Raw genomic sequence first — 25,993 nt, forward strand, 5'->3', positions numbered from 1 at the left:
GTCGGTTCAGGTCCTGGGGGTGAGGGCGAAGTCGAAGGGCACCGCGCCGGGGTCGACGACCGTGGTGCCGCCGTCGACGGTGAGGGTGGCGCCGTTGACGTAGGAGGAGTGCGGGCCGAGGAGCCACAGCACGGCGTCGGCGATCTCCCGGGCCTCGGCGGGCCTGCGCTGCGGGACGAGCGCGGTGACCTGCTCGTACGCCTCGTCGGCGGACAGGCCGAGGGGGGTGCCGAACTCGCGCATCTCCTCGTCGGCCATCTCGGTGCGGGTCCAGCCGGGGCAGACGGTGTTGGCGCGGACGCCGAGGGGGCCGAACTCGGCGGCGATCGTGGTCGTCAGCATGGCGGCGCCGGCCTTGGAGGCGGCGTAGGCGGCCATCCCGGAGGGGGCGCGCAGGCCGGCGACGGAGCCGACGGTGACGAAGGCGCCCCCGGTGCGGGCGAGGTGCGGGAGGGCGGCGCGGGCGAGCAGGAAGACGGAGGTGAGGTTGGTGCGCAGGGTGGCGTCCCAGTCCTCGTCGGTGAGGTCGAGGAGGCCGCCCGCCCGCATGATCCCGGCGTTCGCGACGACGCCGTCCAGCCGGCCGTGGTCGGCGACGACGTCGGCGATCAGCTTCTCGACGTCGGCGCGGCGGGTGACGTCGGCGACGTACGCGGTGGCGCCGCAGTCGTCCGCGACCGCTGTCAGGGGCGCGCGCCGGCGTCCGCAGACGGCGACCCGGGCGCCCGAGGCCGCCGCGCCGGCGGCGACGGCGGCCCCGATCCCGCTGCTGGCGCCGGCGACGAGATGGACGGCGCTCACACCGTCTCCAGCGGCCGGGGGCGTACGGTGAACCCGGCCGCGATCGCGACGACGATGAGGCCGATCGCCGCGTAGGCGGCGGAGATCGTCGGTTCCGGGACCTTGTAGACGGCCCCGAACAGGGCGCCGCCGGTGATCACCACACCGATCACGGTGGCGGCCCACACCTTCGGGGCGCCGACGTGTCCGGCGAGTCCTCGGGGGGCGCCCAGGCACATCGCGAGGTAGATGGCGGCGAGGCAGAAGATCCCGAAGGCGGACATCCAGGCGTACCAGCTGAAGTAGTCGGGCAGGCCGGGGACCGCGACGCCGCGCGGGAAGACCTGGCTGACCAGGATCGCGACGAGGTAGAGGCCGCAGACGATCAGGGTGCCGCCGACCGGGGTGCCGCGCCGGGCGCTGACCTTGGTGAGGGGTTTGGGGAGCCAGCCGTCGCGGGCCATGGTGAGCACGCCCCGGGTGACGGCGACCGAGACGCCGATGTACACGGCCAGCATGTCGAGCAGGATGACGAGTTCGACGAGCCGGGCCACCCAGGTCGTGCCGTACGCGCCGGGCGAGGCGAGCACGACGAGGGGGGCGCCCGCGTTCTCGGCGACGGCGGCGACGTCGAAGTGGAAGCCGGCGATCTGGGCGTAGCAGCCGAGGAGGAAGAAGACGGCGGAGGCGACGAGGGAGATCAGGACCGCGCGGGGGATGGACCGTTTCGGGTCGGCGGTCTCCTCGGCGAGGTTGGCGGCCGATTCGAAGCCGGTGAACAGCAGGACGCCGTAGATCACGGAGAACGCGATGCCGCTCCAGCCCTGCGCGGAGCTGGAGGGTTTGAACGCGGTCAGGCTGTTGCCGTCGCCGACCTTGACGATGACGTACACGAAGAACACCGCGAGGACGCCCATGGAGACCAGGGCGAGGGCGAGCTGGACCTTGACGGAGACCTGGACGCCGATGTGGACGACGGCGGCGAGGACGGCGAGGATCACCAGCTGCCACCCCCAGGCCGGTACGGCGTCGAAGCCGAACTCGGCCTTGAGGTCGTCGTGGAGGGTGCCGCCGATGAGGACGGCGATCCCGGCGCCGAGGAGGAGGACGCCCAGGTAGTAGACGTACCCGGCGGCGGCGCCGACCCGGGTGCCGAGCCCTTCGGTGACGTAGTTGTAGAGGGAGCCGGCGGCCCGGATGCGGCGGGCGTAGGTGGCGGCGATCCAGCCGATGGCGAGCATGCCGACGGTGCCGAGCAGCACCGAGAGGGGGGCTGCCGCGCCGGCGCCGTTGCCGGTGGCGGTGGTGACGCCGACGAGCATGGGCAGCAGGACGGAGACGGAGAAGACCGGGCCCATGAATCCGACGGACTGGGCCACCACGTCGGTGAGGGTGAGCGAACCGGTCGCCGAGGGGGTCTCGGGGGCGGCGCTGGGTGGTGCGGTCTGGTGCGACATGGATCGCTCCATCCGGGATCGCCGGGAGCGTGCTCACCGGCTCGGGGGATGACAGGCTGGTCAGACGGAGCAGCCCCTTCGTTTGGGCCCGTACATTATGCGTCCGCGGGCTCGCCGACAAGAGGCCCGGCGCATGCGGGACCGACGGGAATCCACTGCTTGCCGGGCGGCCCGGCCCGGCCTATTGTTTGACACCAAATGATTCCGTGAGGCCGGAGGAGTTCCGTGTCCCAGCACCCCCCGCACGCCACCGCCGAGCAGCTCTCCGCGCTCGCCGCCGACCTCACGGCCCACGGCGTCGACCTCGTCCGCGTCCTGTGGAGCGATCTGCACGGCGTGGCACGCGGCAAGGAGCTCGCCGCCGCCGAACTCCCCCGGTTCGCCGGGCACGGGGTGGCGTTCTGCCAGGCCGCGATGGTCACCGACCTGGGCGGCAACCCCTTGCGCGGCCCCGAGTCCGACGGGAGCGGCTGGCCCGACGCCGACGCCCGCATCGACCCGGGCACGCTGTTCCGCCCCGGCTGGCTGCCGGGCACCGCCTTCCTGCTCGCCGAGGTCACCGACCCGGCCGCCGGCGGCACCCCCCTGCGCTTCGACCCCCGCTCCCTGCTGCGCCGCCAGATCGACCGCGCGCTGGCCCTGGGCCTGCATCCCGTGGTGGCCCCGGAGCTGGAGTTCTACCTGCTGCGCGAGGACCCGGCCGCCGCCCACGGCTGGCGCGCCTACCTCGACCGGGACACGTCCGGATACGTCGTCGGCACCCTCTACGACCCCGACGACATGCTCCCCCTGCTGATCCGCGAGTGCCGTGCCCTCGGCCTCGGCGTGCACGGCGGCATCCAGGAGTTCAGCGGCGGCCAGTTCGAGATCAACCACTCGCACGGCCCGGCCCTCGACGCCGCCGACCGGGCCTTCCTCTTCAAGTACGCGGTGAAGGAGCTCGCCGCCCGGCACAGGATGCGGGCGACGTTCATGGGCAAGCCGTTCGCCGACCGGGCGGGCAGCGGGAGCCACACCCACCTGTCGCTCACCGACGCGTCCGGCACGAACCTCTTCGCGAGCGACGACGACGGCACCGGCGACGGGCTCACGCCGCTGACGCGGTCCTTCGTCGCCGGGCTGCTCGATCACGCGCCCGCGCTGATGGCCGTCCTCAACCCCAACGTCAACGCCTACAAACGCCTCGCGGCCGAGGGCTCCCTCGCCCCCACGCACGCCACCTGGGGGTACGACAACCGGCTCGCCTACGCCCGGATTCCGCCCGAGCGCGGTCCCGGCGCCCGGGTCGAGGTCCGGATCGGCGACGCCGCGAGCAACCCCTACCTCGCCCTCGCCGCCCTGCTCGCCGCCGGGCTGGACGGCGTCGAACGCGACCTCGCTCCCCCGCCGCCCATCTCGGGCGACCGGGGCGACGCCGGTCCGGGACTGCCCGCCTCGCTCGGCGCGGCCCTCGAAGCGCTGGAGCGCGACAAGGTGCTCGCGGACGCGCTGGGCGAGCGGTTCACCGAGGTCTACTGCGCGCTCAAGCGGCAGGAGCTGGCCCGCTTCGAACGGGCCGTCACGGACTGGGAGTTCCACGAGTACTCGTGGATGCTCTGAGCCCCTTTCCCACAGGAGAACCGATCACGATGACCACGGTCCCCCGTATGCAACTCGTGCTCAGCGAGAACTGGACGATGACCGGCGGCCGGGCCGACCTCCCGGCGGTGGTGCGCTGGGCGCGCGAGGCCGAGGACGCCGGGTTCGACTCGGTGATGGTCAGCGAGCACGTCGTCCTCGGCCCGGACGCGGGCGCGAACGGCGTCATGGGCAACCCGCGCGACTACGCGCTGCCGGGCAACCAGGACCCGTACACGCCCTGGCCGAACTCCCTGATCCTGCTCGGCGCGATCGCGGCGGTCACCGAGCGGCTGCGGCTCGCCGCGTCCGCCGTGATCGCGCCGCTGCGCCACCCCCTGCTGCTCGCCCGGGAACTCGGCACGCTGGACCTGCTGTCCGAGGGGCGGCTGATGGTCCTGCCGAACGTGAGCTGGAGCCGTGACGAGTACGCCGCCCTGGACGTCCCGTTCGGCCGGCGGGGCCGGCTGCTGGACGAGCACCTGGAGATCTGGGCGAAGGTGTGGGGGCCGTCGCCGGTCTCCCACAAGGGGGAGCACTACTCCTTCGAGGACGTGTACTTCGAGCCCAAGGCGTACCGCCCGGACGGGCCCCGGCTGTGTTTCGGCGGGGCCGGGATGCACGACGCGATGGTGCGCCGCATCGTCCGGTACGGGCACGCCTTCAACCCGCTCGGCCGTCCGGCGCCCGAGGAGCTGGGCCGGCTCGCGGACGCGATGGCCGAAGCGGGGCGGGACATCGGGGAGCTGGAGATGATCGGCGGCACCCGGGCGGTCTTCCCGGACGACACGTCGTGCGCGGACCTCGGGCGGGCGCTGGAGTCGCTCCCCGAGCAGCTGGCGCTGGGCTTCACCACGTTCTGCGTCAAGCCCTCGCAGTTCATCGACGATCCGCGGGCCGTCGGCTCGTTCTGCGCGGACGTCATGCGCCGTGTGTCCGCGCTCGTCTGACGCGCCGTGGCCGGTTCCTGCGCGCTCGACCTCAAACAGCACGGCCCCGCGGACACGCGGGCCGCGATCGACGTGCCCACCCCGAACGGTGGGCGGAATGCGGGGACTTCGGTGCACGCTCTCGTCATAGCCCACGACAGCGCGTCGTCGCCCGGACCCGTCGGGGACCGGCTGGCGGAGCGCGGCTACACCCTCGACGTGGTGACCGTCGTCCCCGAGGAACGGTTCGCCGATCCCGCCGTGCGCTTCGACTTCCCGGACCTCTCCGACTACCGGCTGGTGGTCGCTCTCGGCGCCCCGTGGTCCGTCTACGACGACGCCTCCGTCGGCACCTGGATCGAGGGGGAACTCGGCCTGCTGCGGGCCGCCCACGCGGCGGACGTGCCGGTCCTGGGGATCTGCTTCGGCGCCCAGGCGCTGGCCACCGCCCTCGGCGGAGCGGTCGCGCGCTCTCCGGAACCGGAGATAGGCTGGTTCACCGTCGAGTCCGAACGCCCGGATCTGATCGCCTCCGGGCCCTGGTTCCAGTGGCATTTCGACCGCTTCACCGTTCCCCCCGAGGCCCAGTGCCTGGCGCGCAGCACGGCCGGCCCCCAGGCGTTCCGCATCGGGCGGGCGCTCGGCGTCCAGTTCCATCCCGAGATCACCGAGAAGACCCTCGACCGGTGGCTCGAACTCGGCGGCGCGGCCCAGGCCGAGCGGCACGGCGTGGACCCGATGCTCCTGGTCGCCGAGACCCGGCTGCGGCGCGAGGAGTCGTCCCTGCGCGCCCACCGGCTGGTGGACACCTTCCTCGACCACGTCGCCCTCGTATGAACCCCCCACTGTTCCCGCTCCCAGGAGACCCTTCATGAACAAGAAGCTGACAGTTGTCACCGGTGTGACCGCGGCCGCGCTCGCCCTCGGTGGCACCGCCTACGCCACGCAGAGCGGCGCGGCCCCGCACGCGAAGGCTTCCGCGCGCGGCGGCGCCGAGCACAACAAGCAGGTCGTGCTGGCCTTCATCGACCTGGCGTTCAACAAGAAGAAGCCGCAGGAGGCCGCCGACCGCTACTTCGGCCCGACCTACACCCAGCACAGCCCCGGCTACGCCGACGGCGAGGCGGCGTTCGTGAAGGCCGTCAAGGCGTACACCGAGCAGCAGCCGGACCTCAAGGAGAACATCAAGCGCGTCGCCGCCGACGGTGACCTGGTCTTCGTCCACATGAACGAGACGACCTCCCCCACGGACCGCGGCTCGGCCGTCGTGGACATCTTCCGGCTGGAGAAGGGCAAGATCGTCGAGCACTGGGACGTCACGCAGGCCGTTCCGGAGACCTCCTTGAACGACAACACGATGTTCTGAGCGGTTCACTCCCGCTCCGGCGCCCCCTGCGACGAGGGCGCGTCGGAGCGCAGGTGTCTGCGCAGCCATTCCTCGGTGTTGCTGACGTGCATCAGCGCCGCCGCCTGGCTGAGCACGACATCGCGCGCGGCGAGGGCGTGGTAGATCGCCTCGTGTTCCGCGAGGGTCCGGCCCCCAGCCTGGTCGTCGACCAGCCCGCGCCAGATGCGGGCGCGCAGGGTGCGCCCGGACACGCCTTCCAGGAGCGTCAGGAGCGTCTCGTTGCCGGTGGCCGAGACCACGGCGCGGTGGAAGGCCGCGTCGTGCGCGTTGAGCAGCTCGACGTCGTCGCGGGCGTCGCGCATCGCGTCGAGATGGCGTTTGACCTCGGCGAGCTGCTCGTCGGTGATCCGTGTGGCGGCCAGCGCCGTGGCCACCGGTTCGAGGAGCCGCCGGACCTCCATCAGGTCCAGCAGCGCCGCGGAGTCGCCCTGGAGGAGTTCGACGGCGCCGCCGAGGCCCTCCAGGAGGAGGCTCGGCTGGAGGCTGGTGACGTACGTGCCGTCGCCCCGGCGGACCTCCAGCACCCGGGCGACGGCCAGGACCTTGACCGCCTCGCGGGCGAGGTTGCGGGAGAGACCGAGCTGCGCGGCGAGTTCGGGCTCGGGGGGCAGCTTGGAGCCCGGGGGCAGCGCGCCGGTGCGGATGAGTTCACGGATCTGCGCGATCGCCTTGTCCGTCAGGGACAACCCGGGCTCCTTCCCTGGCAGGTCTGCCGAGTGTGACGCCGATCTTAGTGCCGACTCCCCGGATCAGATTCCGCGCACGCAGTTCCGTCCAGAGGGACACCGGTACCTTTCGCGCGTACAGCTCGGTGTTCCGGACGACCTGTTGCTCCGTCCTCATGCCGAGAGTCACGTTGACGACGGCGGCATGGGTGAACGGGAAGGCGACGGCGGCGGCCGGAAGGGTGGTGCCGTGGTTCTCGCACACCTCGGCGATCTCCCGGGCCCGTGCGACGAGTTCGGGCGGGGCGTCCCGATAGTCGTACTTCATGCCCTCGGCGGGCCGGTCGCGGGAGAGGAGGCCCGAGTTGAAGACACCCGCCGCGACGACGCTCTTCCCCTGGGCGCGCGCCGCCGGGAGGACGTCGTCGAGGGCCGACTGGTCGAGGAGGGTGTAGCGCCCGGCGAGCATCACGACGTCGGCGGCGGTCTCGCGGAGGAAGCGGGCGAGCATGGCCGACTGGTTCATGCCGGCGCCGATCGCGCCGATCACTCCCTGGTCGCGCAGGTCGGCGAGGGCGGGCATGGCCTCGTCGGCGGCCTGCTTCCAGTGGTCGTCGGGGTCGTGGAGGTAGACGACGTCGAGCCGGTCGAGGCCGGTGCGTTCGAGGGTGGCCTCGATCGAGCGCAGGACGCCGTCACGGCTGAAGTCCCACCGGCGGCGCAGGGTGTCGGGGACGGCGAAGCCCTCGGTGTCCGCGCCGGTGGGCCGTTCGTTGGGGACGAGGAGGCGGCCTACCTTGGAGGAGACGACGTACTCGCCCCGGGGGCGGCTGCGCAGGGCGCTGCCGAGGCGGCGTTCGGAGAGGCCGAGGCCGTAGTGGGGCGCGGTGTCGAAGTAGCGGATGCCCGCGTCCCAGGCCGCGTCGACCGCCGCGTGGGCCTGTTCCTCGGAGGAGGCGCGGTAGAGGTTGCCGATGACGGAGGCTCCGAAGCCGAGTTCCGTGAGGGCGACGGTGGTGGTGTGGACGTGTCTGCGTTGCACAACGTGCTCCAGGGGGGGAAGGTGACCGTCACTCAGCGTCTGACATGGGCCGTTCCGCCGTTCATGAGGGCTTCGACCTCGTCGAGGGTCGCCATGGAGACGTCGCCCGGGGTGGTCATGGTGAGTGCGCCGTGGGCGGTGCCGTAGGCGAGAGCGCGTGCCAGGCCGGTCCCGGTGACGAGGCCGTAGACGAGACCGGCGGCGAATCCGTCGCCGGAGCCGATGCGGTCGAGGACGTGCAGGCCGGGGACGGCGGGTCCGGCGACGAAGCCGTCCTCGCGCGACCAGGCCGCCGAGGACCAGTCGTTCACCCCGGCCGACGGCACCTCCCGCAGGGTGGTCGCCAGCACGCGCGCGCCGGGCAGCTTGGCCGCCACTTCGGCAAGGGCGTCCGGTACCTCGTCCGCGCCGACCCGCACCTCCCCCGGCCGGTCCCCCGCCAGGCCGAGTGCTCCCACCACGACGTCGGCGTGCCGGGCGAGGCGCAGGTCGACCTCGCGGGAGCGGTCGGCGCCGCCCCGGCCGGCCCAGACGCTGGGCCGGTAGTTGGGGTCGTAGGACACGGTCACGCCGTGCCGGCGGGCGGCGGCCATCGCCTCGTCGGCGACGTCGGCCGTGGTGTCGGAGAGTCCGGCGAAGATGCCGCCGGTGTGGAACCAGCGTGGTCCTGCGGCGAAGACCGTGTCCCAGTCGACGTCGCCTTTCCGCAGCTGGGACACGGCGGTGTGGGCTCGGTCGCTGACCCCGAGCGCGCCGCGGATGCCGAAGCCTCGCTCGACGAAGTTGAGTCCGTTGCGTGCCGTGCGGCCGATGCCGCCGCCGGGTACCCAGCGGATCATCGAGGTGTCGACGCCGCCCTGGAGGACGAGGTCCTCGACGAGCCGGCCCACCGCGTTGTCCGCGAGCGACGTCACCACGGCCGTCCGCAGGCCGAAGCAGCGGCGCAGCGCGCGGACGACGTTGTACTCGCCGCCGCCTTCCCACACCTGGAAGGAGCGGGTGGTGCTGATGCGTCCTTCGCCCGGGTCGAGGCGCAGCATCACCTCGCCGAGGGCGATCACCTCGGGTCCGGTCATCGTCCGCTCCTCTCCACTGCCTCGGCGGTCAGCCGCCGGACCGTCGTCCAGTCGCCGCGCGCCAGGTGGCCGGCGGTGGCGAGCCAGCTGCCGCCGACGGCGAGGACCGCCGGGTGGCCGAGGTAGCCGGGCAGGTGGGCCGGCCCGATGCCCCCGGTGGGGACGAACCGGACCTGCGGGAAGGGTGCGGCGAGCGCCTGGAGGGTCCGGAGGCCGCCGAGGGACTCGGCCGGGAACAGCTTCACGGTGGTGAGGCCCGCGCGCAGGACCCGCGTCAGTTCGGTCGCGGTGGCGACGCCCGGCACGACCGGCACCCCCAACTGTCGGCAGCGGTCGACGACTTCGGGGTCGTAGCCGGGTGAGACGACGAAGCGGGCGCCGGCCGCCACGGCGCGTTCCGCCTGCTCGGGGGTGAGCACGGTGCCGGCGCCGACGGCCAGCCCGCCGTGCGCCGCCATCACTTCGAGGACCTGCTCCGCCTGCGGCGTGCGGAACGTGACCTCGGCGCACCGGGCTCCGCCGGCCGCGAGCGCCTCGGCCAGGGGTGCGGCCGTGGCGGTGTCGGTGACGGTCAGCACCGGCACGATCCGGGTGCCGCCGAGGACGGCGGCCGGGTCGGCGGTCATCGGCCCAGCCATCCGCCGTCGACCGGCAGGATCGTGCCGTGGACGTACGCGGCGGCGTCGGAGGCCAGGAAGACGGTGGCGCCGCCGATGTCGTCGGCGTCTCCCCAGCGGCCGGCCGGGATGCGGTCCAGGATCGCCGTGACCCGTGCCGGATCGCGGCGCAGGGCCTCGGTGTTGTCGGTCGCGATGTAGCCGGGGGCGATGGCGTTGACGTTGACGCCGTGCGCTGCCCACTCGTTGGCGAGGGCCTTGGTCAGGCCGGCGACGGCGTGCTTGGAGGCGGTGTAGCCGGGCACGGTGATGCCGCCCTGGAAACTCAGCAGCGACGCCGTGAAGATGATCTTCCCTCGGCCCCGGACCACCATGGCCGCGCCCACCGACCGGGCCAGCGCGAACTGTGCGCTGAGGTTGACCTGGAGGACGAACTCCCAGTCCTCGTAGGAGTGTTCGGCGGCGGGAGCGCGCCGGATCGTCCCCGCGTTGTTGACGAGGATGTCCACCGGGCGCTCGCGTGCGGCGAGTTGGGCGCCGAGGGCGCGGACGGCTTCGGGGTCGGCGAAGTCGGTGCGGATCGCTTCGAAGGTGCGGCCCGCGGTGACCACGTCCTTCTCGACGTCGCTGCCGCTCTCCTCCAGGGAGGCGCTGACGCCGATGACGTCGGCTCCGGCGTCCGCGAGCGCACGGGCCATGGCGCGGCCGATGCCGCGGCGGGCGCCGGTGACGACCGCGAGCTTTCCGGTGAGGTCGAAGGCGTTCACTCAGCGGCTCCCTGTGTGCAGTCGACGAGGATCTTCATGACGTTGCCGCCGCTCTCCAGAGCTTCGAACGCGGCGGGCGCCTCGGTGAGCGGCACGACCTGGCTGATGAGCCGTTCGGTGGGGACGGTGCCGTCGGCGACCAGGGCGACCGCCTTCTCGAAGTCGGAGCGGTCGTACAACCGGGCGCCGACGAGGGTGAGTTCGCGCCAGAAGAAGCGGTGCAGGTTCAGTTCCCGGGGCCGGGGGTGGATGGCGACCAGGCAGAGCCGGCCGCGTACGCCGAGGACGTCGACGGCGGTGTCGACGCCGCCCGCCGCGCCGGACACCTCGAAGGAGACGTCCGCTCCCGCCTCCCCCGTCCACCGCCGGACCAGGTCGGTGACGTCGTCGGCGACGGGGTCCCAGGTGTCCAGGCCCAGTTCCTCGGCGAGCAGGCGCCGATGGGGGCTCGGTTCGACGAGCCGGACCTCGGCGCCGGCGGCGCGTGCGACGACGGCGATGAGGGTGCCGACGGGTCCGCCGCCCACCACCACGACCCGCTCGCCCTCCCGTACCCCGGCCCGGCCGACGTCGTGGACGGCCACGGCGGTGGGTTCGACGAGAGCGGCCCGGTCCAGGGGGAGGGAGCCGGGCAGCCGGACGAGTGTCGAGGCGGGGACGGTCCAGCGCTGCTGCAACGCGCCGGGGGAATCGATGCCGATGAAGTCGAGCCGCTGGCAGACGTGCCGGTGGCCGGCCCGGCACGCCGGACAGGTGCCGTCCCAGCGCAGCGGCATCACGGTCACCGCGTCACCGGGTGCCCAGCCGTCGACGCCGGGGCCGACGCGGACGATCCGGCCGGACATCTCGTGCCCGAGGACGGCGGGTGTGCTGACCCGGGCGTCCATGTCGCCGTGGAAGATGTGCAGGTCGGTGCCGCAGATCCCGACGTAGGCGGGGGCCAGTTCGACCTCGCCGGGGCCGGGGTCGGAGGTCTTCGCGGGTGCGGTGTCGAGGGTGCGGGCGCCTGTGTAGCGCACGGCGAGCGTCATGTGAGGGTCCCTTCAGCGCGGACGCCGATGGTCAGCAGCAGGTTCGCGTAGGTACGGATGTCGGCGGTGACGACGGTCAGCGCCAGGTCGGGTGAGCGCGCGGCGTCGTAGAACGCGAAGCGGCCGAGCGTCTCCACGGGGACGGGTTCGAGCCTGGAGCGGTACTCGGCGACGGCGGGAGGCTCCGGTTCGCCCTCGGGCGGCACCATCACGTGGGCCGATTCGACGGGGACGGTCCGCAGGAGGACGTCGAGGACCGTGGTGACGTCGAGCAGGCCCGGGGTGAGGTTGAGGTGGACGGTTCGCGCGCGGTCGCCGGTGGCGGTGGCGGCCGGGTAGTGGCCGTCGGCGAGCAGGACGCGGGAGCCGTGGCCCGCTCCGGCGAGGGCTTCGAGCATCCCGGGGTGCAGGAGTTCGGTCAGGAGCACGTGGGGGTCTCTTCCAGGGCGTAGAAGTCGGTGGCGGTGCCGGCGAGGATCGCCTCGGTCTCGGCGGGGGTGCAGTCGGCGAGGAGTTCCTCGACGGCTTCGGCCCAGGGGTTCCAGCCGCCCGCGAGGACGCAGACGGGCCAGTCCGAGCCGAACATCAGGCGTTCGGGGCCGAAGGCGGAGAGCAGGACGTCCCACACCGGCCGGAGGCCGTCGGGCGTCCACCGCTCGTGATCGGCCTCGGTGACCAGTCCCGAGACCTTGCAGCGGACCTGCTGGTGTCCGGCGAGCCGCCGGACCCCCTTCTCCCACTCGGCGAGTGCGCCGTCGGCCAGGGGCGGTTTCCCCGCGTGGTCGAGGACGAGCGGCAGGTCGGGAAGGCGCTCCGCGAGCCCGACCGCCTGGTCGAACTGGTGGCCGCGGATCAGTACGTCGTAGGCGAGCCCGTGGTCGCGCACCGCGCGCAGTCCGTATTCCACGCAGGACCGCTGGAGCCACCGCGGGTCGGGTTCGCTCTGGACGAGGTGGCGTACGGCCCGCAGCCGGTGTCCGCCGGGGCCGGCACGCAGTTCGTCGAGCATGTCGGCGATCGCGAGGGAGGTGAGGTCGGCCCAGCCGACGACGGCGCCGATCAGCGGGTCCCGGTCGGCGAGCGCGAGGAGTTCCCGGGTCTCGGGCAGCGAGCTGACGCACTGCACGACCACCGTGCGTGCCAGCCGGCGTCCGGCGATCGTCCCGGTGGCGGCGTCCCGCAGGTCCGTGAGGCCGAACGTCCGGCGGATCGGTTCGTGGCCGGGTTCGTCCAGCCAGGGCTGGGGGCGGTGCGCGAGGTTCCAGACGTGGTGGTGGGCGTCGACGAGAGGGAGCGGGTCAGACACGGGAGGACCAGACGGGGCCGTCGGGATACGTGTACTCCTTGAGGGAGGCGGGGTGCATCTGTGCGCCGAGGCCGGGGAGGGCGGGTGCGAGGTAGTGGCCGTCGGCGACGCGGACGGGGTCGACGAAGTGTTCGTGGAGGTGGTCGACGTACTCGATGACCCGGTCCTCGACCGTGCCGGAGACGGAGACGTAGTCGAACATCGACAGGTGCTGGACCATCTCGCACAGGCCGACCCCGCCCGCGTGCGGGCACACCGGCACGCCGAACTTGGCGGCGAGCAGCAGGATCGCGAGGTTCTCGTTGACGCCGCCGACGCGGGCCGAGTCGATCTGCACGATGTCGACGGCGCCTGCCTGGAGGAGCTGTTTGAAGACGACGCGGTTGGCGACGTGCTCCCCGGTGGCGACCTTGACGGGGCTTACGGCCTCACGGACGGCGGCGTGGCCGAGGATGTCGTCCGGGGAGGTGGGTTCCTCGATCCAGTACGGGTCGTAGGGGGCGAGGTGGCGCATCCAGTCGATGGCGGGCTGGACGTCCCATCTCTGGTTGGCGTCGACGGCGATGCGGACGGTGTCGCCGACCGTCTCGCGGGCGACCCGCATGCGCCGTACGTCGTCCTCCAGGCACGCGCCGACCTTCAGCTTGATCTGGGTGAAGCCGTCGGCGACGGCCTCGCGGGCGAGGCGGGCGAGTTTCTCGTCGGAGTAGCCGAGCCAGCCGGGGGTGGTGGTGTAGGCGGGGTAGCCGCGTTCCAGGAGGCGGGCCGTGCGCTGCGCGCGGCCGGGTTCGGCGCGCCGCAGGATCGTCAGGGCCTCCTCGGGGGTGAGGGCGTCGCTGAGCCAGCGGAAGTCGATCTGGGCGACGAGTTCCTCGGGGGCCATCTCGGCGAGGAACCGCCAGACGGGCAGGCCGGCCCGTTTGGCCGCGAGGTCCCAGGCGGCGTTGACGACGGCGCCGGTCGCCATGTGGATGGCGCCCTTCTCCGGGCCGAGCCAGCGCAGTTGGGGGTCGTGGACGAGGGTGCGGGAGAACGCGCCGAGGTCGCCGCAGACCTCCTCGACGGAGAGTCCGACGACGTGCGGGGCGAGGGCGGCGATCGCGGCGGCCTGGACGTCGTTGCCGCGGCCGGTGGTGAAGGCGAGGGCGTGGCCCTCCAGTCCGTCGGTGGCGTCGGTGCGCAGGACGACGTAGGCGGCGGAGTAGTCGGGTTCGGGGTTCATCGCGTCCGAGCCGTCGAGGTGTTCGGAGGTCGGGAAGCGGACGTCAAGGACGTCGAGGGCGGTGATGCGGGCGGACGCGGGCAGGGTGGAGGGCATGGCGGCGGCTCCTGTGGAGGCAGCGGGAAACAGAGGGGAACGGCTGGCGGGATTCCGGCGGCGACGGCCGCTCGGCTCACTCCTGGGCCTTGCCGCCCGTGATGCGGGAGACGGTGAGCGCGGCCAGGATGATCAGGCCGTTGAGAGCGCCGATCCACTGGGCGGGGACACCGCCGAGGGTGAGCACGTTCTGGATCATGAAGAGCAGCAGGATGCCGCAGAACGCCCCGAACATGGTGCCCTTGCCGCCGTTGAGGCTGATGCCTCCGATGACGGCGGCGGCGAACACGGTGAAGATGTAGCCGTTGCCCTGCGCGGAGGCGACGGAGGCGAGGCGCCCGGAGAGCATCAGCCCGGCGAGGGCCGCGAGCACGCTGCCGGTGACGATGACGGTCCACAGCACGCGGTCGGTGCGGATGCCGGCGGCGCGGGCCGCGTCGACGTTGCCGCCGATGGCGTACAGGGAGCGGCCGAAGCTGGTCCAGCCGAGGACGACGACGGCGACGGCGAACAGGGTGAGGCAGATCCAGATGGACGCCGGCATCCCGAACCATTCGGCGGTGCCGAGGTACAGCATCGACTCCGGGAGCTGGAAGAAGGTCTGTCCGCCGGAGATCCCGGTGAGGACGCCGCGCAGCACGATCAGCATGCCGAGGGTGACGATGAAGCCGTTGAGGCCGAAGCGGATGATCAGCAGCGCGTTGACCACGCCGACCAGTGCTCCCACCGCGAGCGTGACGGGGATCGCGAAGGCGCCGGGCAGCAGGCCGAGTCCGTGCCCCGCGCCCGTCGGGACCACCAGCCAGGCGGCGACGCCGGGTGCGAGGCCCATGGTGGACTCCAGCGACAGGTCCATCTTCTTGACGATGAGGATCATCGCCTGGGCGAGGACCAGCAGGGCCATCTCGGACATGGTCTGGAGGACGTTGATCAGGTTGTCGGTCTGGAGGAAGACGGGGCTGACGATCTGGCCGACGACGGCGATGACGAGGATGGCCGGGACGAGCGCGAGGTCGCGCAGCCGGGCCAGCGGTATCCGGCCGCCGAACAGTGTCCTGGGGCCCGCCGGCGGCTCGGTCGCCTTGGCGGCGGGCGGGTCCGCGAGGGAGGTTTCGGGCATCGTCTCAGGCATGGAGGTCCACTCCTTCCATCGCGGCCACGAGGTCGTGGTCGTGCCAGCCGCGGGTGATCTCGGTCGTGACGCGGCCCTGGAACATCACCAGGACCCGGTCGCACATGCGCAGGTCGTCGAGTTCGTCGGAGGCGATGAGCACTCCGGTGCCGGTCCCGGCGGTCTCCTCGACCTTGCCGAGGAGGAAGTCCTTGGACCGCACGTCCACGCCGGCGGTCGGGTTGATGAGGACGAGCAGCCGGGGGTCGTCGGCGAGAGCGCGCGCCATGACGACCTTCTGCTGGTTGCCGCCGGAGAGTGCCGAGACCGGCAGTTCGGGCCCCGGGGCCTTGATCGCGAGTTTCTCGATCATGCTCTCGGCGAGCCGGTCCCGGCGCCGGGAGCTGATGAACCCTCCCCGGCCGAGCCGTCCCGGTACCGACAGGGTCGCGTTGTCCGCGATCGACATGTCGGGAACGAATCCCTGGTGGTGCCGGTCCTGGGGAACGAACCCGGCACCGGCGGCCAGCGCGGCGCTCACGTCGCCGGGGCGGGGCCGGTCGCCCGCGATCTCCACGTCCCCGGAGTCCGCCGCGCGCAGTCCGACGACGGTCTCGGCGACCTCGGTACGGCCGCTGCCGGCGGCGCCCGCGAGTCCCACGATCTCCCCGGCGCGCACCCGGAAGGTGACGTCGTCGTAGGTGTCGCCGGTCAGCTTCCTGACGTCCAGCGCCGGTGCGGCGGCCGTGTCGAGGGTGGTCGCGCGTTCCTCGCGCCGGTCGGCCGCGGCCTCGCCGGTCATGGCGGCGACGAGTTCGGTGCGTGACAGGCCGGCGACCGGCGCGGTCAGGATGTGGCGGGCGTCCCGGAACACCGTCACCATGTCGCAGATCTCGTAGATCTCCTGGAGGTGGTGGCTGATGAACAGGAAGGTGACGCCCTGTCGTTGCAGGTCGCGGATGCGGTCGAAGAGCCGGTTGATGGCGGCTCCGTCGAGTTGCGCGGTCGGCTCGTCGAGGATGATGAACCTGGCGCCGAACGACAGCGCGCGGGCGATCTCGACGAACTGCCGCTGTTCCACGCTGAGTCCGTCGGCCGGGGACTGCGGGTCGACGTCGACCGACCAGGCGGCGAGCAGTTCCTGTGCCCGGCGGCGTACCGTCGGCCAGGCGATGAGCCGGCCGCGGCCGTGGTCGTACCGGTTCAGGAAGAGGTTCTCCGCGACGGTCAGGGTCGGGATGACCGTCGACTTCTGGTAGACGCAGGCGACGCGCTGTCGCCAGGCGTCGCGGTCCGTGAGCCGGGGGGCCGCCTCGCCGCCGAAGGCGATCGTCCCCTGGTCCGGTGCCTGGAGGCCGGTGAGTACGGAGACCAGGGTCGACTTGCCGGCTCCGTTGCGGCCGACGAGCGCGTGGGTCTCCCCCGGCCTGATGGTGATGCCGGCACCGTCGAGGGCCACCGTCGGACCGAATCGTTTGACTATGCCCGCCGCCTCGACGACAGGCGGGGCTTCGCGTACCCGTCCGCCGTCCGCCGGATCGGGCGCGGGATGGGGTTCTCGCTCCCCGTCGTTCATCACAACCGCCTTGTGCTGGTGAGGGTTTCCGTCTCCTGGCGTGGCGTCAGCCGAGGTTGTTGCCCCACAGCGAGGTGTCGTCGCTCTTCAGGCTGGGCACCCCGCCGTAGGTGCCGCCGTCGGCGGTGACGAGCGGGGCGGAGAGCTGGTCCTCCAGCAGTCCGTCACGGACCTGGACGATGGTGCTGTCGTGGTCGGTCCTGCCGGGCTTGAACGTCTTCCCGTCGATGGCCGCCTTCAGGTAGTAGAGGGCGTACTTGGCGTACAGGTCGGCGGGCTGGGAGACGGTCGCGTCGATCTTTCCGGCCGCGATGGACTTCAGCTCCTCGGGGATGCCGTCGTTGGAGACGACGAAGACGTGCTTCGGGTCCTGGGGGCCGACCAGCAGGCCCTTCTGCTTGAGGACCTGGAGCGTCCCGGCGAGGGCGAAACTGGACTGCATATAGACGCCCTTGATGTCCGGGTGGGCGGTGAGGTCGGTCTGGAGCTTCTGCGCGGCGACGGCGCCGTCCCAGTTGGTGGCCTCGCCGAGGACCGTGATGCCGGGGTAGTCCTTCTTCATGCAGTCGTTGAACGCCTCGGTGCGGTCACGGCCGTTGATGGAGTCGAGGCCGCCCTGGAGCATGACGACCTTGCCCTTGCCGCCGAGCTTGGTCCCCAGGTACTTGCACGCCTTCTCGCCGTAGGCGCGGTTGTCGGCGCGGACGACCATGTAGACCTTGCCGGTGTCGGGGCGGGTGTCGACGGTGACGACCGGGATCTTCTTCGCGGCGAGCTGTTCCAGGGTGGGGGCGATGGCGGCGGTGTCCTGCGGGGCCATGGCGACGCCCTTGACGCCCTGGCTGATGAACGTCTGGGCGTTCGCGGTGAGTTTGGCGACGTCGTTCTGCGAGTTCGTGGTCTTGAGGCCGAGGCCGAGCTGCTTGGCGTAGTCCGGCGTGTACTTGATGTACGAGTTCCAGAAGTCGGTGTCGGAACGGGGGTAGTCGACGCCGACCAGGGGGGCGTCGCCGGACGTGGCCACGTCGCCGGAGCCGCCACAGGCGCTGAGCAGCGCCAGCGCGGACAGGGCGGAGGCCGTGGAACAGAGGGCGGTTCTGAGTCTCATCGGTGCTTCCTCACACTGTTCGGAGAGATGGGATGTATGTATAGACAGGGATCGCCGCACCTGTCCAGCCCTGGGGAAAAATCGGTACAGAGCCACAGGTGAAGCCGGATGCAGCGTCGAGGTCCGCCAGTCGGGCTTCCGATCCATCCCATCAATCAAACCCAGAAACATGCCATGTTTACTCAATGACACATGCGTTGTTTACGGACAATCCGACCAAGCCAATTGGTCAAACGCTGCTATTCATCCCTGCACTCCCGTTGACACGGTCGGGACACATGCCAGAGCTTCGTCCGTAACGCCCATCCCCCCAACTCCCCACCGCACCAGGGATGTCCTCATGTCGATTTCGATCAACAGACGCCGGTTCCTGGCCGGCGCCACCTGCGTCGCGGCGGCCACCGTCGCGGGCGGCGTGTTCGGCACCGGCGGCGCGTACGCGGCCCCGTCGGTCTACACACCCGCCTGGGACTCGGTCGACCAGCACCCGCCGGCCCCCGAATGGTTCAAGGACGCCAAGTTCGGCATCTACTTCCACTGGGGCGTATTCAGCGTTCCGGCGTACGACAGCGAGTGGTACCCGCGCAACATGTACGCGAACGGAAGCAACGCCAACAAACACCACATAGCGACCTTCGGACAGCCCTCCGCATGGCCGTACCACAACTTCATCGACGGGGCCCGGGACCTCGCGGGCAACACTGTCCGGTTCGCCCCCAGGCTCAAGTCCGCGGGAGGGAACTTCGACCCGGACGAATGGGCTCAGCTGTTCGTCGACGCCGGCGCCAGGTTCGCGGGCCCGGTCGCCGAGCACCATGACGGGTTCTCCATGTGGGACAGCCAGGTCAACGAGTGGAACTCGGTCGGCAAGGGCCCGAAGCTGAACCTGCTCCAGCTCTTCACCACGGCCATCCGGGCCAAGAACCTGAAGCTGCTGGTGGCCATGCACCACGCCTACCACTACAACGGCTTCTACGAGTTCGCCCCCGCCCAGACGGACGGCAGCCTCAAGAAGCTGTACGGGCAACTGGGTCCGGCGGCGGAGAACCAGCTCTGGTACGACAAGCTCAAAGAGGTCATCGACCGCGCCCGGCCCGACATCCTCTGGCAGGACTTCAAACTGGACGCCGTCGACGAGACGCAGCGGCTGAACTTCCTGTCGTACTACTACAACCAGGCCAACGCCTGGGGCCGCGAGGTCGTCGCCACCTACAAGGACGGCTTCAACGGCCGCGGTGAGGTCTTCGACTACGAGCGCGGCGGCCCGGCCGACCTCACCGCGCCCTACTGGCTGACCGACGACAGCATCTCCAGCTCCAGCTGGTGCTACACGCAGGGCATCGGGTACTACAGCGTCCAGCAGATGCTGCACTCGCTGCTCGACCGGGTCAGCAAGAACGGCAACATGCTGCTCAACATCGCGCCGATGGCCGACGGAACGATTCCGCAGGGGCAGAAGGACATCCTGCTCGCCATCGGGAACCACCTGAAGCGCTTCGGCGAGGCCGTCTACGCGACCCGGGCCTGGACCCAGTACGGCGAGGGACCCACGAAGATGGGCGGAGGCGCCTTCACCACCCCGACCGCCGGGACCGCGCAGGACATCCGCTTCACCCGCGACAAGTCCGGCAAGGTCCTGTACGCGACCGTCCTCGGCTGGCCCGGCAGCACACTGACGGTCAAGACCCTCAGCTCCGACCGGATCAGCCTCTCCTCCCTGACCTCCGCACAGCTCCTCGGCTCGACCGCCGGCACCTACATCGGCCTCGCCACTCCGACCCAGGACACCACCGGACTCAAGGTGACCCTGCCGTCGTCGGCGCCCTACAGCGCCGACGCGTACGTCCTGAAGCTCACCTTCTCCGGCGAGATCCCCTCGCTGCGTCCCCTCGCCGGCGCCGTCGCCTTCAAGGACGTCGGCTACTCCGGCGGCGGCACGGTCCTGCCGCTCGGCGACTACACCGGCGACCGGCTCATCCAGGCCGGCCTCGGCACGCGGACCCTCTCCTCCCTGCGGCCGGCACCCGGCCACCAGGTGATCGGCTACTCCGGCGACGACTTCACCGGGACGTCGTGGACCTTCACCGCCGACAGCCCCGATCTGCGCACCACCGGCAACAACGACCAGATCGCCTCCCTGAAGGTGCAGTTCAACCCGTCGGCGTACTTCCGGGTCACCAACGTCACCGACGGCCTGGCCCTGGACAGCGGCGGCGACGTCGCCTCCGGCTCCAACCTCAAGCAGTGGACCTGGGACGGCAGCGCCAACCTCCAGTGGCAGGCCGTGGAACTCGGCAACGGGTACTACAAGCTGGTCAACCGCACCAACGGCATGGTCGCGGACAGCTGGGGGGCCACCGCGGGCGGCACCGCCTGCCGACAGACCACCTGGAACGGCCACACCAACCAGCAGTGGACGATCACCCCTCGCGGCGACGGCCGCCACTCCATCGCCAACCGCACCACCGGTCTGGTCCTGGACGGCGGCGGCGATGTCGCCTCCGGCTCCGTCACCAAGATGTGGCCGTACGACACCAGCACCAACCTGCTGTGGACCTTCACCGCCCTCTGAGAAGAGAGAAGCCTCCTCATGCGTACGCCTGACAGGCACCACAGACGACGAGGACACCCGCACCACGGGCTCCGCACGCAGGTCACCGCGCTGGCGGCGGTGTTCGCCGGGGCCGTGGCGGTGCTGGCACCGACCGCCGCCCAGGCCGCCGGCACCATGGTCGGAGTGACCCTCACGACGTCCGATCTGAGCAGCGCCCTGACCCCGCAGCCGGGCGTCTCCCTGGGGGCCGTGTCCTCCGGTTCCGTCAACCTCACCGTGGACGACTCGACGTCGTACCAGACCATCGACGGCTTCGGCGCGGCCTTCACGGACGCCTCCACCTACCTCCTCCAGAACAAGGTGAGCGCCGCCACCCGGAACCGGGTGATGAACGACCTGTTCAGCCGGGGCAACGGCATCGGCCTCTCCCTGATGCGGGTCCCGATGGGCTCCTCCGACTACACCGCCACCCCGCCGAGCAGCCCCTCGACCTACTCGTACGACGACAACGGCGGCGTCGCCGACCCCACTCTCGCCAACTTCTCCACCGCGCACGACGACGCCTACGTCATCCCGGTCATCAAGCAGGCCCAGGCCCTCAACCCGGCGATGAAGCTCCTCGCCAACAACTGGTCCCCGCCCGCCTGGATGAAGACCACCAACACCATGCTCGGCGCGGGCGGCGGCACCCTCCGCTCCGACATGTACGGCCCGCTGGCGCAGTACTACGTCAAGTTCCTCCAGGAGTACCGGGCGAAGGGGGTCGAGGTCTGGGGCGTCACCCCGCAGAACGAGCCCGAACTCGCCCCGCCCACGTACTCCGGCATGCTGCTCAGCGCGGCGGACGAATCGTCCTTCATCAAGAACAACCTCGCCCCCGCGCTCACCCAGGCGGGCCTGGACCAGGTCATCCTGGGCGGCGACGGCGACCACGTGAGCACGCCGTACGCCAACACGCTGCTCTCCGACAGCGCCACCGCCGCCGCGGTCTACGGCACGGCCTGGCACTGCTACCAGAACAACCTCGGCCTCATGACGACGATCCACAACTCCTTCCCGTCGAAGAGGCTGTACGAGACCGAGTGCTCCACCGGACCGGGTATCGCCCCGATGAACGCCACGCAGCTCGCCCTGGAGTCCACGTTCAACTGGGCCGGCGGCGCGCTCCTGTGGAACCTGGCCCTGGGCACCGACGGCGGCCCGAAGATGGGCCGCGGCTGTGACAACTGCACGGGGCTGGTGACCGTCGACCAGTCCACCGGAAACGTCACCTACACCGACAACTACTACCAGTTGGGGCAGTTCTCGAAGTTCGTCATGCCCGGTGCCACCCGCATCGGCTCCTCCGACGGCGGCGGGATCTGGTCGCAGGCGTACCGCAACCCCGACGGCGGCGAGGCGACGGTGGCGTACAACAACAACTCCTCCCCCACCGCCTTCACGATGACCTGGAACGGCGAAGGCTCCTTCACCTACACACTGCCCGCCCACGCCACGGTCACCTTCACCAAGAAGGCGGCCGGCGCAGCCGGCCAACTCATCGGCCAGGGCTCGGGCCGCTGCCTCGACGACACGAGCAACGCCGCCAATGGCGTCCAGCAGCGGATCTGGGACTGCGCGTCCGGCAACGCCGGCCAGACCTATCTGTACTCGTCCGGCCGCGAACTCCAGATCGGCGGGAAGTGCCTGGGCGCGGCAGCCGACGGCACGTCGAACGGCACCAAGGTCATCACCTGGGACTGCAACAGCGGCAGCAGCCAGAAATGGACCTTACACGCCGACGGCAGCATCACCAACGACGCGTCCGGACTCTGTCTCGACGTGACGGGCGTGGCAACGGCGAACGGCTCACCCGTCCAGCTGTGGAGCTGCACGGGCGCGGGCAACCAGAAGTGGGCCGCCTCCAGCACGTAGGAATGCTGCGTTATTCGATCGGCCGGCACTATTCGCAGTAGTACTGACAGCGCGCCATTTCGTAACGTAACAAGTTCCGCGACCATCACCGGGAATGCCGCACACGACCGAAATGGGCGGCATTCCCATCAATCCACCAATGAATGTCTATACAAATTCACGCATAAATATTAACTCTGAACAGATCCTTGCCAACCGCTGATTCCTCAGGGAATGCTGACGCCAGGAAGATTGAAGTTTCTACGAACGCTGATATTTCAGTCGCGCTGCGCCTGATTTCGAGTTCCCGTGACCAATTTTCCAATTTTTCACCCCCCACCGGGAAGACGTATTTATCGTGCCCAAAAACGGCAAGCTACTGCGATTAAGAAGACTTTCGCTGGCGGGAGACGGCAGATATCTGCTCGTCCCGCTCGACCACAGTGTCTCGGACGGCCCGATCGTCCCCGCCGGCCAATGGAACAGCCTCGTACGTGACCTCGTGAACGGTGGTGCCGACGGGATCATCGTCCACAAGGGACGCGCCCGGGCCCTCGCCCCCGAGATCCTCAAGGACTGCGCCCTGGTGGTCCACCTGAGCGCGAGCACCGCGCGCTCCCACGACGTACACGCCAAGGTCCTGGTCGGCGACGCCGAGGAGGCCGTGCGTCTCGGCGCCGACGCGGTGAGCGTGCACGTGAACATCGGCTCGGACACCGAGGCCCAGCAACTCGCCGACCTCGGCGCGGTGGCCCGCTCCTGCGAGACCTGGGGCATGCCGCTGATCGCCATGATCTACCCGCGCGGTCCCCGTATCGAGGACCCGCACGACCCCGAACTCCTCGCCCACGTGGTCAACGTCGCCGCCGACCTGGGCGCGGACCTCGTGAAGACGTCCGTCGCACTGCCTGTGGAACGGATGGCCGAGGTCGTCGCCAACAGCCCCCTCCCCGTCCTCACCGCCGGCGGACCGCCGGACGAGTCGGACCTCATCGCCTACGGCACCGCCGTGATGGCGGCCGGCTGCCGGGGGCTCGCCGTCGGACGCAGGATCTTCAACTCCCCCACCCCGTACGCGATGGTGTCCAGGCTCTCCGCCGTCGTGCACGGCCGCGAGGGGATCACCGAGAGCACGACCGCCCGCACCACCGACTACTCGACGATCGTGGCAGGTGTCGCATGAGGTTCGCATGGATCGATCTGCGTGAGGTCCCCCGCCCGCAGCTGGAAGCGGTGGTCGACGCCGCAGTCCACGCCAGGATGGCCGGGGTCGTCTCCTCCGACCCGCACCTGCTCGGCACTCTGCCGCCGACCGTCACCCGGGTACTCGCCTCGACCGGCGCGCTCACGCCCCCGGCTCCGGCCGGCGGCAAGAAGCCCGGCGACAAGGAGCCCAAGGACACCAAGGCCGCCGAACCCAAGGGCTTCGACGTCCTGTTGCGCGACTTCGGCACCGAGGAGGAGCTCAGCGCCCTCGCCGCGCTCAAGCGGACGGCGGACGGCACACCCGTGGCCGGCTTCGTCGACGTACGCGACGACCGCACGCTCCGGCTGTCCTGCGCGGGAGCGATGGCGCTGCCGTACACGGTCATCCACTTCGCCGACCCCACCAAGATCCCGCTGGAGATCGTGCTCGCCGCGGCCGAGTCCGCCGAGGGCCGGCTGGTGACCGTCGTCCACGACCTGGAGGAAGCGGCGATCGTCTTCGACGTGCTGGAACGCGGTTCGGACGGCGTCCTGTTCACCCCGCGCGGCGCCGACGACGTGTTCGCCCTGGCCCGGCTGCTCGAAGCCACCACACCGAAGCTCAGCCTCTCGACGCTGACCGTGGAGAGCATCCGGCACATCGGGCTCGGCGACCGGGTCTGCGTCGACACCTGCTCGCACTTCGAGGAGGACGAGGGCATCCTCGTCGGCTCCTACTCCTCGGGGTTCGTGCTGTGCTGTAGCGAGACGCACCCGCTGCCGTACATGCCGACCCGGCCGTTCCGGGTCAACGCGGGCGCGCTGCACTCGTACACGCTCGGCCCCGACAACCGCACCAACTACCTCAGCGAGGTGGGTTCCGGCACCACGCTGCTGGGAGTCGGCGCCGACGGCCGCACCCGGCGGGTGGTGGTCGGCCGCGCCAAGCTGGAGTCCCGCCCGCTGCTGGAGATCCGCACCCAGGCCGAGGACGGCCGACTGGTCAGCCTGACCGTGCAGGACGACTGGCACGTCCGCGTGCTCGGCCCCGGCGGCAAGGTCCTCAACGTCACCGAGCTGCGGCAGGGCGACGAACTCCTGGGCTACCTCGCCGAGGACAAACGCCATGTCGGCCTGCCCATCGGCGAGTTCTGCAAGGAGACGTGAGCCCCATGGACGAACTGGTCCACGGCTTGCTCAGACCTCAGGACGACAACCGGCCGTATCTGACGCACCGTCAGGAGTCGCTGACGCGCGGCGAGTTACGTGAACGGGTCGCGAAGCAGGCGGCCGTGTTCGAGGGGTACGGGATCGGCGGGAGGAGCACCGTCGGTCTGCGGACCCCACCGAGCTTCACCCAGGTAGAGGTGCTGCTCGCCCTGGGACAGCTGGGCGCCCAGGTCCAGCTCTTCGACTACCGGCTCAAACCGGCGGAGATCACGGCGCTGCGCGCGGTGTGCCGTCCGCAGTTCATGGTGAGTGCGGGCGTCAACGTCCAGGCCGCTTTCGGTTTCCGGGCCGACTACGAGGTGGTCACCGAGCGCCTCCCCGGCGGCCGGCCCGCCGGGACGGACCACCGGCTCGTCCAGTTCAGCTCGGGTTCCACCGGGCAGCCGAAGGTCATCGGCAGAACGGCCGAGTCGCTGCGCTCGGAGGTGGAGCGGTTCTCCCGGATTCCCGGGATGCCCGGTGCGGGCGACCGGGTGCTGCTGCTCAGCTCGACGGCACACAGCTTCGGGCTCGTCGGCGGACTGCTGCACTCGCTCGTCTCCGGCGCCACCGTGGTGTTCGCCCCGCGGGTCTCCGCGCGCGACATCCTGCGGACCGCCGCGGAGCACCGGGTGACCACCCTGTTCGGCGTCCCCATGCACTACGAGCTGCTCTGCGCCGCGGGCACCCGCCCCGACCTGCCCGACCTGCGAGCCGCCGTGTCGGGCGGGGAGCAGATGCCGCCGCAGGTCGCCGCGCGCTTCGCCGAGCTGTACGGGGTCCGGGTCGGCGAGTCGTACGGCACCACGGAGACCGGCGTGGTCGCCATGGACGTCAGCGGCGCCCTGCGCCCCGCGGCCGGCCCGCCCGCACCCGGGATCGTGGTGCGGGAGCAGCGGGGCGAACTCGAAGTCGCCCTCGCGCAGTCGCCGTATCTGCACGGCACCGGCGGTGACCAGTACACGGACGGCTGGCTGCGCACCCGTGACCGGGTCACGGTGGCCGCCGACGGCACCGTCCGGCTCCATGGACGCGCCGATTCCCTCGTGGTGATCGGGGGGCTGAAGGTGGACCTCGTCGAGGTCGAGAACGTCCTGCGGGAGCATCCCGCGGTCGATCAGGCGGTTCTCGTCCACGAGGGGGTGACCGAGGCGTACGTGACCGTGGCCGCCGGTGCCCGGACGTCCCCCGAGGAGCTTCTGCGCTGGTGCCGGGAGCGGCTCGCCGACTTCAAGACGCCCCGGGTGATCCGCCTGCTGGACGAGCTGCCGCGCACCTCCAACGGAAAGCTCGTGCGCCAGGCCGCGGTTCTGCACGCGGCGTCGGCGGACCGCTGACGGCCTC

Annotated in this window: 23 protein-coding genes; 9 read left to right on the forward strand and 14 right to left on the reverse strand. The window is 71.0% G+C overall.

Annotated elements, in window-relative coordinates; genetic code table 11:
* Positions 1–6: 6 nt before the first annotated feature.
* Both ABZX85_RS30960 and ABZX85_RS30965 read right to left on the reverse strand, forming a co-directional pair.
* Positions 7–801, reverse strand: coding sequence for an SDR family oxidoreductase (locus ABZX85_RS30960; protein WP_355875667.1), 795 nt, complete (start codon positions 799–801; stop codon positions 7–9).
* Complete coding sequence (locus ABZX85_RS30965) at positions 798–2,237, reverse strand: APC family permease (protein ID WP_355875670.1); 1,440 nt, start codon at positions 2,235–2,237, stop codon at positions 798–800. Before ABZX85_RS30965 ends, ABZX85_RS30960 begins: the two co-directional genes overlap by 4 nt.
* Before the next feature lie 225 nt (positions 2,238–2,462).
* On the opposite strand from ABZX85_RS30965, the gene ABZX85_RS30970 reads away from it, so the two are divergent.
* From ABZX85_RS30970 to ABZX85_RS30985, 4 genes are read left to right on the forward strand one after another with little or no spacing between them, the layout of a single operon-like run.
* Positions 2,463–3,836, forward strand: coding sequence for a glutamine synthetase family protein (locus ABZX85_RS30970; protein ID WP_355875673.1), 1,374 nt, complete (start codon positions 2,463–2,465; stop codon positions 3,834–3,836).
* A gap of 29 nt (positions 3,837–3,865) precedes the next feature.
* Entirely contained in the window at positions 3,866–4,804 is a 939-nt protein-coding gene (locus ABZX85_RS30975) for a TIGR03619 family F420-dependent LLM class oxidoreductase (RefSeq protein WP_355875675.1), read from the forward strand.
* A 6-nt stretch (positions 4,805–4,810) separates the two neighbouring features.
* Complete coding sequence (locus ABZX85_RS30980; RefSeq protein WP_355875677.1) at positions 4,811–5,620, forward strand: type 1 glutamine amidotransferase; 810 nt, start codon at positions 4,811–4,813, stop codon at positions 5,618–5,620.
* A 34-nt stretch (positions 5,621–5,654) separates the two neighbouring features.
* Positions 5,655–6,149 carry a nuclear transport factor 2 family protein gene (locus ABZX85_RS30985; RefSeq protein ID WP_355875680.1) on the forward strand — a complete coding sequence of 165 codons (495 nt, stop codon included), beginning with the start codon at positions 5,655–5,657 and terminating at the stop codon, positions 6,147–6,149.
* Between the two features lie 5 nt (positions 6,150–6,154).
* On the opposite strand, the gene ABZX85_RS30990 is transcribed toward ABZX85_RS30985, so the two are convergent.
* The 12 genes from ABZX85_RS30990 to ABZX85_RS31045 form a co-directional block, all read right to left on the reverse strand.
* Entirely contained in the window at positions 6,155–6,877 is a 723-nt protein-coding gene (locus ABZX85_RS30990; RefSeq protein WP_355875683.1) for a FadR/GntR family transcriptional regulator, read from the reverse strand.
* A complete protein-coding gene (locus ABZX85_RS30995) occupies positions 6,840–7,898 on the reverse strand; it encodes an aldo/keto reductase (RefSeq protein ID WP_355875686.1) in 1,059 nt (352 codons plus the stop codon). Before ABZX85_RS30995 ends, ABZX85_RS30990 begins: the two co-directional genes overlap by 38 nt.
* Before the next feature lie 32 nt (positions 7,899–7,930).
* Positions 7,931–8,974, reverse strand: coding sequence for a sugar kinase (locus ABZX85_RS31000; protein WP_355875689.1), 1,044 nt, complete (start codon positions 8,972–8,974; stop codon positions 7,931–7,933).
* On the reverse strand, positions 8,971–9,600 hold the full coding sequence (eda, locus tag ABZX85_RS31005) for a bifunctional 4-hydroxy-2-oxoglutarate aldolase/2-dehydro-3-deoxy-phosphogluconate aldolase (protein ID WP_355875691.1): 630 nt from the start codon (positions 9,598–9,600) through the stop codon (positions 8,971–8,973). Before eda ends, ABZX85_RS31000 begins: the two co-directional genes overlap by 4 nt.
* Positions 9,597–10,358, reverse strand: coding sequence for an SDR family oxidoreductase (locus ABZX85_RS31010; protein WP_355875694.1), 762 nt, complete (start codon positions 10,356–10,358; stop codon positions 9,597–9,599). Before ABZX85_RS31010 ends, eda begins: the two co-directional genes overlap by 4 nt.
* The gene (locus ABZX85_RS31015; protein ID WP_355875697.1) at positions 10,355–11,389 is read right to left on the reverse strand and encodes an alcohol dehydrogenase catalytic domain-containing protein; all 1,035 of its coding nucleotides are present in this window, start codon (positions 11,387–11,389) and stop codon (positions 10,355–10,357) included. Before ABZX85_RS31015 ends, ABZX85_RS31010 begins: the two co-directional genes overlap by 4 nt.
* Positions 11,386–11,817 (reverse strand): RbsD/FucU domain-containing protein, encoded by a 432-nt coding sequence (locus ABZX85_RS31020; RefSeq protein ID WP_355875700.1) that lies wholly within the window; start codon positions 11,815–11,817, stop codon positions 11,386–11,388. The genes ABZX85_RS31015 and ABZX85_RS31020 overlap by 4 nt, the downstream gene beginning before the upstream one ends.
* On the reverse strand, positions 11,808–12,695 hold the full coding sequence (locus tag ABZX85_RS31025) for an amidohydrolase family protein (RefSeq protein WP_355875703.1): 888 nt from the start codon (positions 12,693–12,695) through the stop codon (positions 11,808–11,810). The genes ABZX85_RS31020 and ABZX85_RS31025 overlap by 10 nt, the downstream gene beginning before the upstream one ends.
* A complete protein-coding gene (locus ABZX85_RS31030; protein WP_355875706.1) occupies positions 12,688–14,013 on the reverse strand; it encodes an L-fuconate dehydratase in 1,326 nt (441 codons plus the stop codon). The genes ABZX85_RS31025 and ABZX85_RS31030 overlap by 8 nt, the downstream gene beginning before the upstream one ends.
* Before the next feature lie 76 nt (positions 14,014–14,089).
* Positions 14,090–15,133, reverse strand: a complete 1,044-nt coding sequence (locus ABZX85_RS31035) for an ABC transporter permease (RefSeq protein ID WP_355875923.1) — start codon at positions 15,131–15,133, stop codon at positions 14,090–14,092.
* A 4-nt stretch (positions 15,134–15,137) separates the two neighbouring features.
* Positions 15,138–16,700: a sugar ABC transporter ATP-binding protein gene (locus tag ABZX85_RS31040; RefSeq protein WP_355875708.1), complete on the reverse strand. Its 1,563-nt coding sequence runs from the start codon at positions 16,698–16,700 to the stop codon at positions 15,138–15,140.
* A 46-nt stretch (positions 16,701–16,746) separates the two neighbouring features.
* Complete coding sequence (locus tag ABZX85_RS31045; RefSeq protein WP_355875709.1) at positions 16,747–17,808, reverse strand: sugar ABC transporter substrate-binding protein; 1,062 nt, start codon at positions 17,806–17,808, stop codon at positions 16,747–16,749.
* A 340-nt stretch (positions 17,809–18,148) separates the two neighbouring features.
* On the opposite strand from ABZX85_RS31045, the gene ABZX85_RS31050 reads away from it, so the two are divergent.
* From ABZX85_RS31050 to ABZX85_RS31070, 5 genes are all read left to right on the forward strand, one after another.
* The gene (locus tag ABZX85_RS31050) at positions 18,149–20,380 is read left to right on the forward strand and encodes an alpha-L-fucosidase (RefSeq protein ID WP_355875711.1); all 2,232 of its coding nucleotides are present in this window, start codon (positions 18,149–18,151) and stop codon (positions 20,378–20,380) included.
* 18 nt (positions 20,381–20,398) lie between these two features.
* Positions 20,399–22,276, forward strand: a complete 1,878-nt coding sequence (locus tag ABZX85_RS31055) for a ricin-type beta-trefoil lectin domain protein (RefSeq protein WP_355875714.1) — start codon at positions 20,399–20,401, stop codon at positions 22,274–22,276.
* A 337-nt stretch (positions 22,277–22,613) separates the two neighbouring features.
* Positions 22,614–23,438, forward strand: a complete 825-nt coding sequence (locus ABZX85_RS31060) for a 2-amino-3,7-dideoxy-D-threo-hept-6-ulosonate synthase (protein WP_355875716.1) — start codon at positions 22,614–22,616, stop codon at positions 23,436–23,438.
* Complete coding sequence (locus ABZX85_RS31065) at positions 23,435–24,607, forward strand: 3-dehydroquinate synthase II (RefSeq protein ID WP_355875719.1); 1,173 nt, start codon at positions 23,435–23,437, stop codon at positions 24,605–24,607. Before ABZX85_RS31060 ends, ABZX85_RS31065 begins: the two co-directional genes overlap by 4 nt.
* 5 nt (positions 24,608–24,612) lie before the next feature.
* Complete coding sequence (locus ABZX85_RS31070; RefSeq protein WP_355875721.1) at positions 24,613–25,986, forward strand: fatty acid--CoA ligase family protein; 1,374 nt, start codon at positions 24,613–24,615, stop codon at positions 25,984–25,986.
* The last annotated feature ends 7 nt before the right edge of the window (positions 25,987–25,993 follow it).

The organism is Streptomyces sp. NPDC004539 (genome assembly GCF_040610055.1).
Classification (GTDB): domain Bacteria; phylum Actinomycetota; class Actinomycetes; order Streptomycetales; family Streptomycetaceae; genus Streptomyces.

Coding starts and splice junctions, on each gene's coding strand:
- ABZX85_RS31070 (WP_355875721.1), top strand. CDS start 24,613: ATGGACGAACTGGTCCACGGCTTGCTCAGACCTCAGGACGACAACCGG.
- ABZX85_RS31045 (WP_355875709.1), bottom strand. CDS start 17,808: ATGAGACTCAGAACCGCCCTCTGTTCCACGGCCTCCGCCCTGTCCGCG.
- ABZX85_RS31050 (WP_355875711.1), top strand. CDS start 18,149: ATGTCGATTTCGATCAACAGACGCCGGTTCCTGGCCGGCGCCACCTGC.
- ABZX85_RS30985 (WP_355875680.1), top strand. CDS start 5,655: ATGAACAAGAAGCTGACAGTTGTCACCGGTGTGACCGCGGCCGCGCTC.
- ABZX85_RS31030 (WP_355875706.1), bottom strand. CDS start 14,013: ATGCCCTCCACCCTGCCCGCGTCCGCCCGCATCACCGCCCTCGACGTC.
- eda (WP_355875691.1), bottom strand. CDS start 9,600: ATGACCGCCGACCCGGCCGCCGTCCTCGGCGGCACCCGGATCGTGCCG.
- ABZX85_RS30975 (WP_355875675.1), top strand. CDS start 3,866: ATGACCACGGTCCCCCGTATGCAACTCGTGCTCAGCGAGAACTGGACG.
- ABZX85_RS31055 (WP_355875714.1), top strand. CDS start 20,399: ATGCGTACGCCTGACAGGCACCACAGACGACGAGGACACCCGCACCAC.
- ABZX85_RS31040 (WP_355875708.1), bottom strand. CDS start 16,700: ATGAACGACGGGGAGCGAGAACCCCATCCCGCGCCCGATCCGGCGGAC.
- ABZX85_RS31015 (WP_355875697.1), bottom strand. CDS start 11,389: ATGACGCTCGCCGTGCGCTACACAGGCGCCCGCACCCTCGACACCGCA.
- ABZX85_RS30965 (WP_355875670.1), bottom strand. CDS start 2,237: ATGTCGCACCAGACCGCACCACCCAGCGCCGCCCCCGAGACCCCCTCG.
- ABZX85_RS31000 (WP_355875689.1), bottom strand. CDS start 8,974: ATGACCGGACCCGAGGTGATCGCCCTCGGCGAGGTGATGCTGCGCCTC.
- ABZX85_RS31035 (WP_355875923.1), bottom strand. CDS start 15,133: ATGCCCGAAACCTCCCTCGCGGACCCGCCCGCCGCCAAGGCGACCGAG.
- ABZX85_RS31065 (WP_355875719.1), top strand. CDS start 23,435: ATGAGGTTCGCATGGATCGATCTGCGTGAGGTCCCCCGCCCGCAGCTG.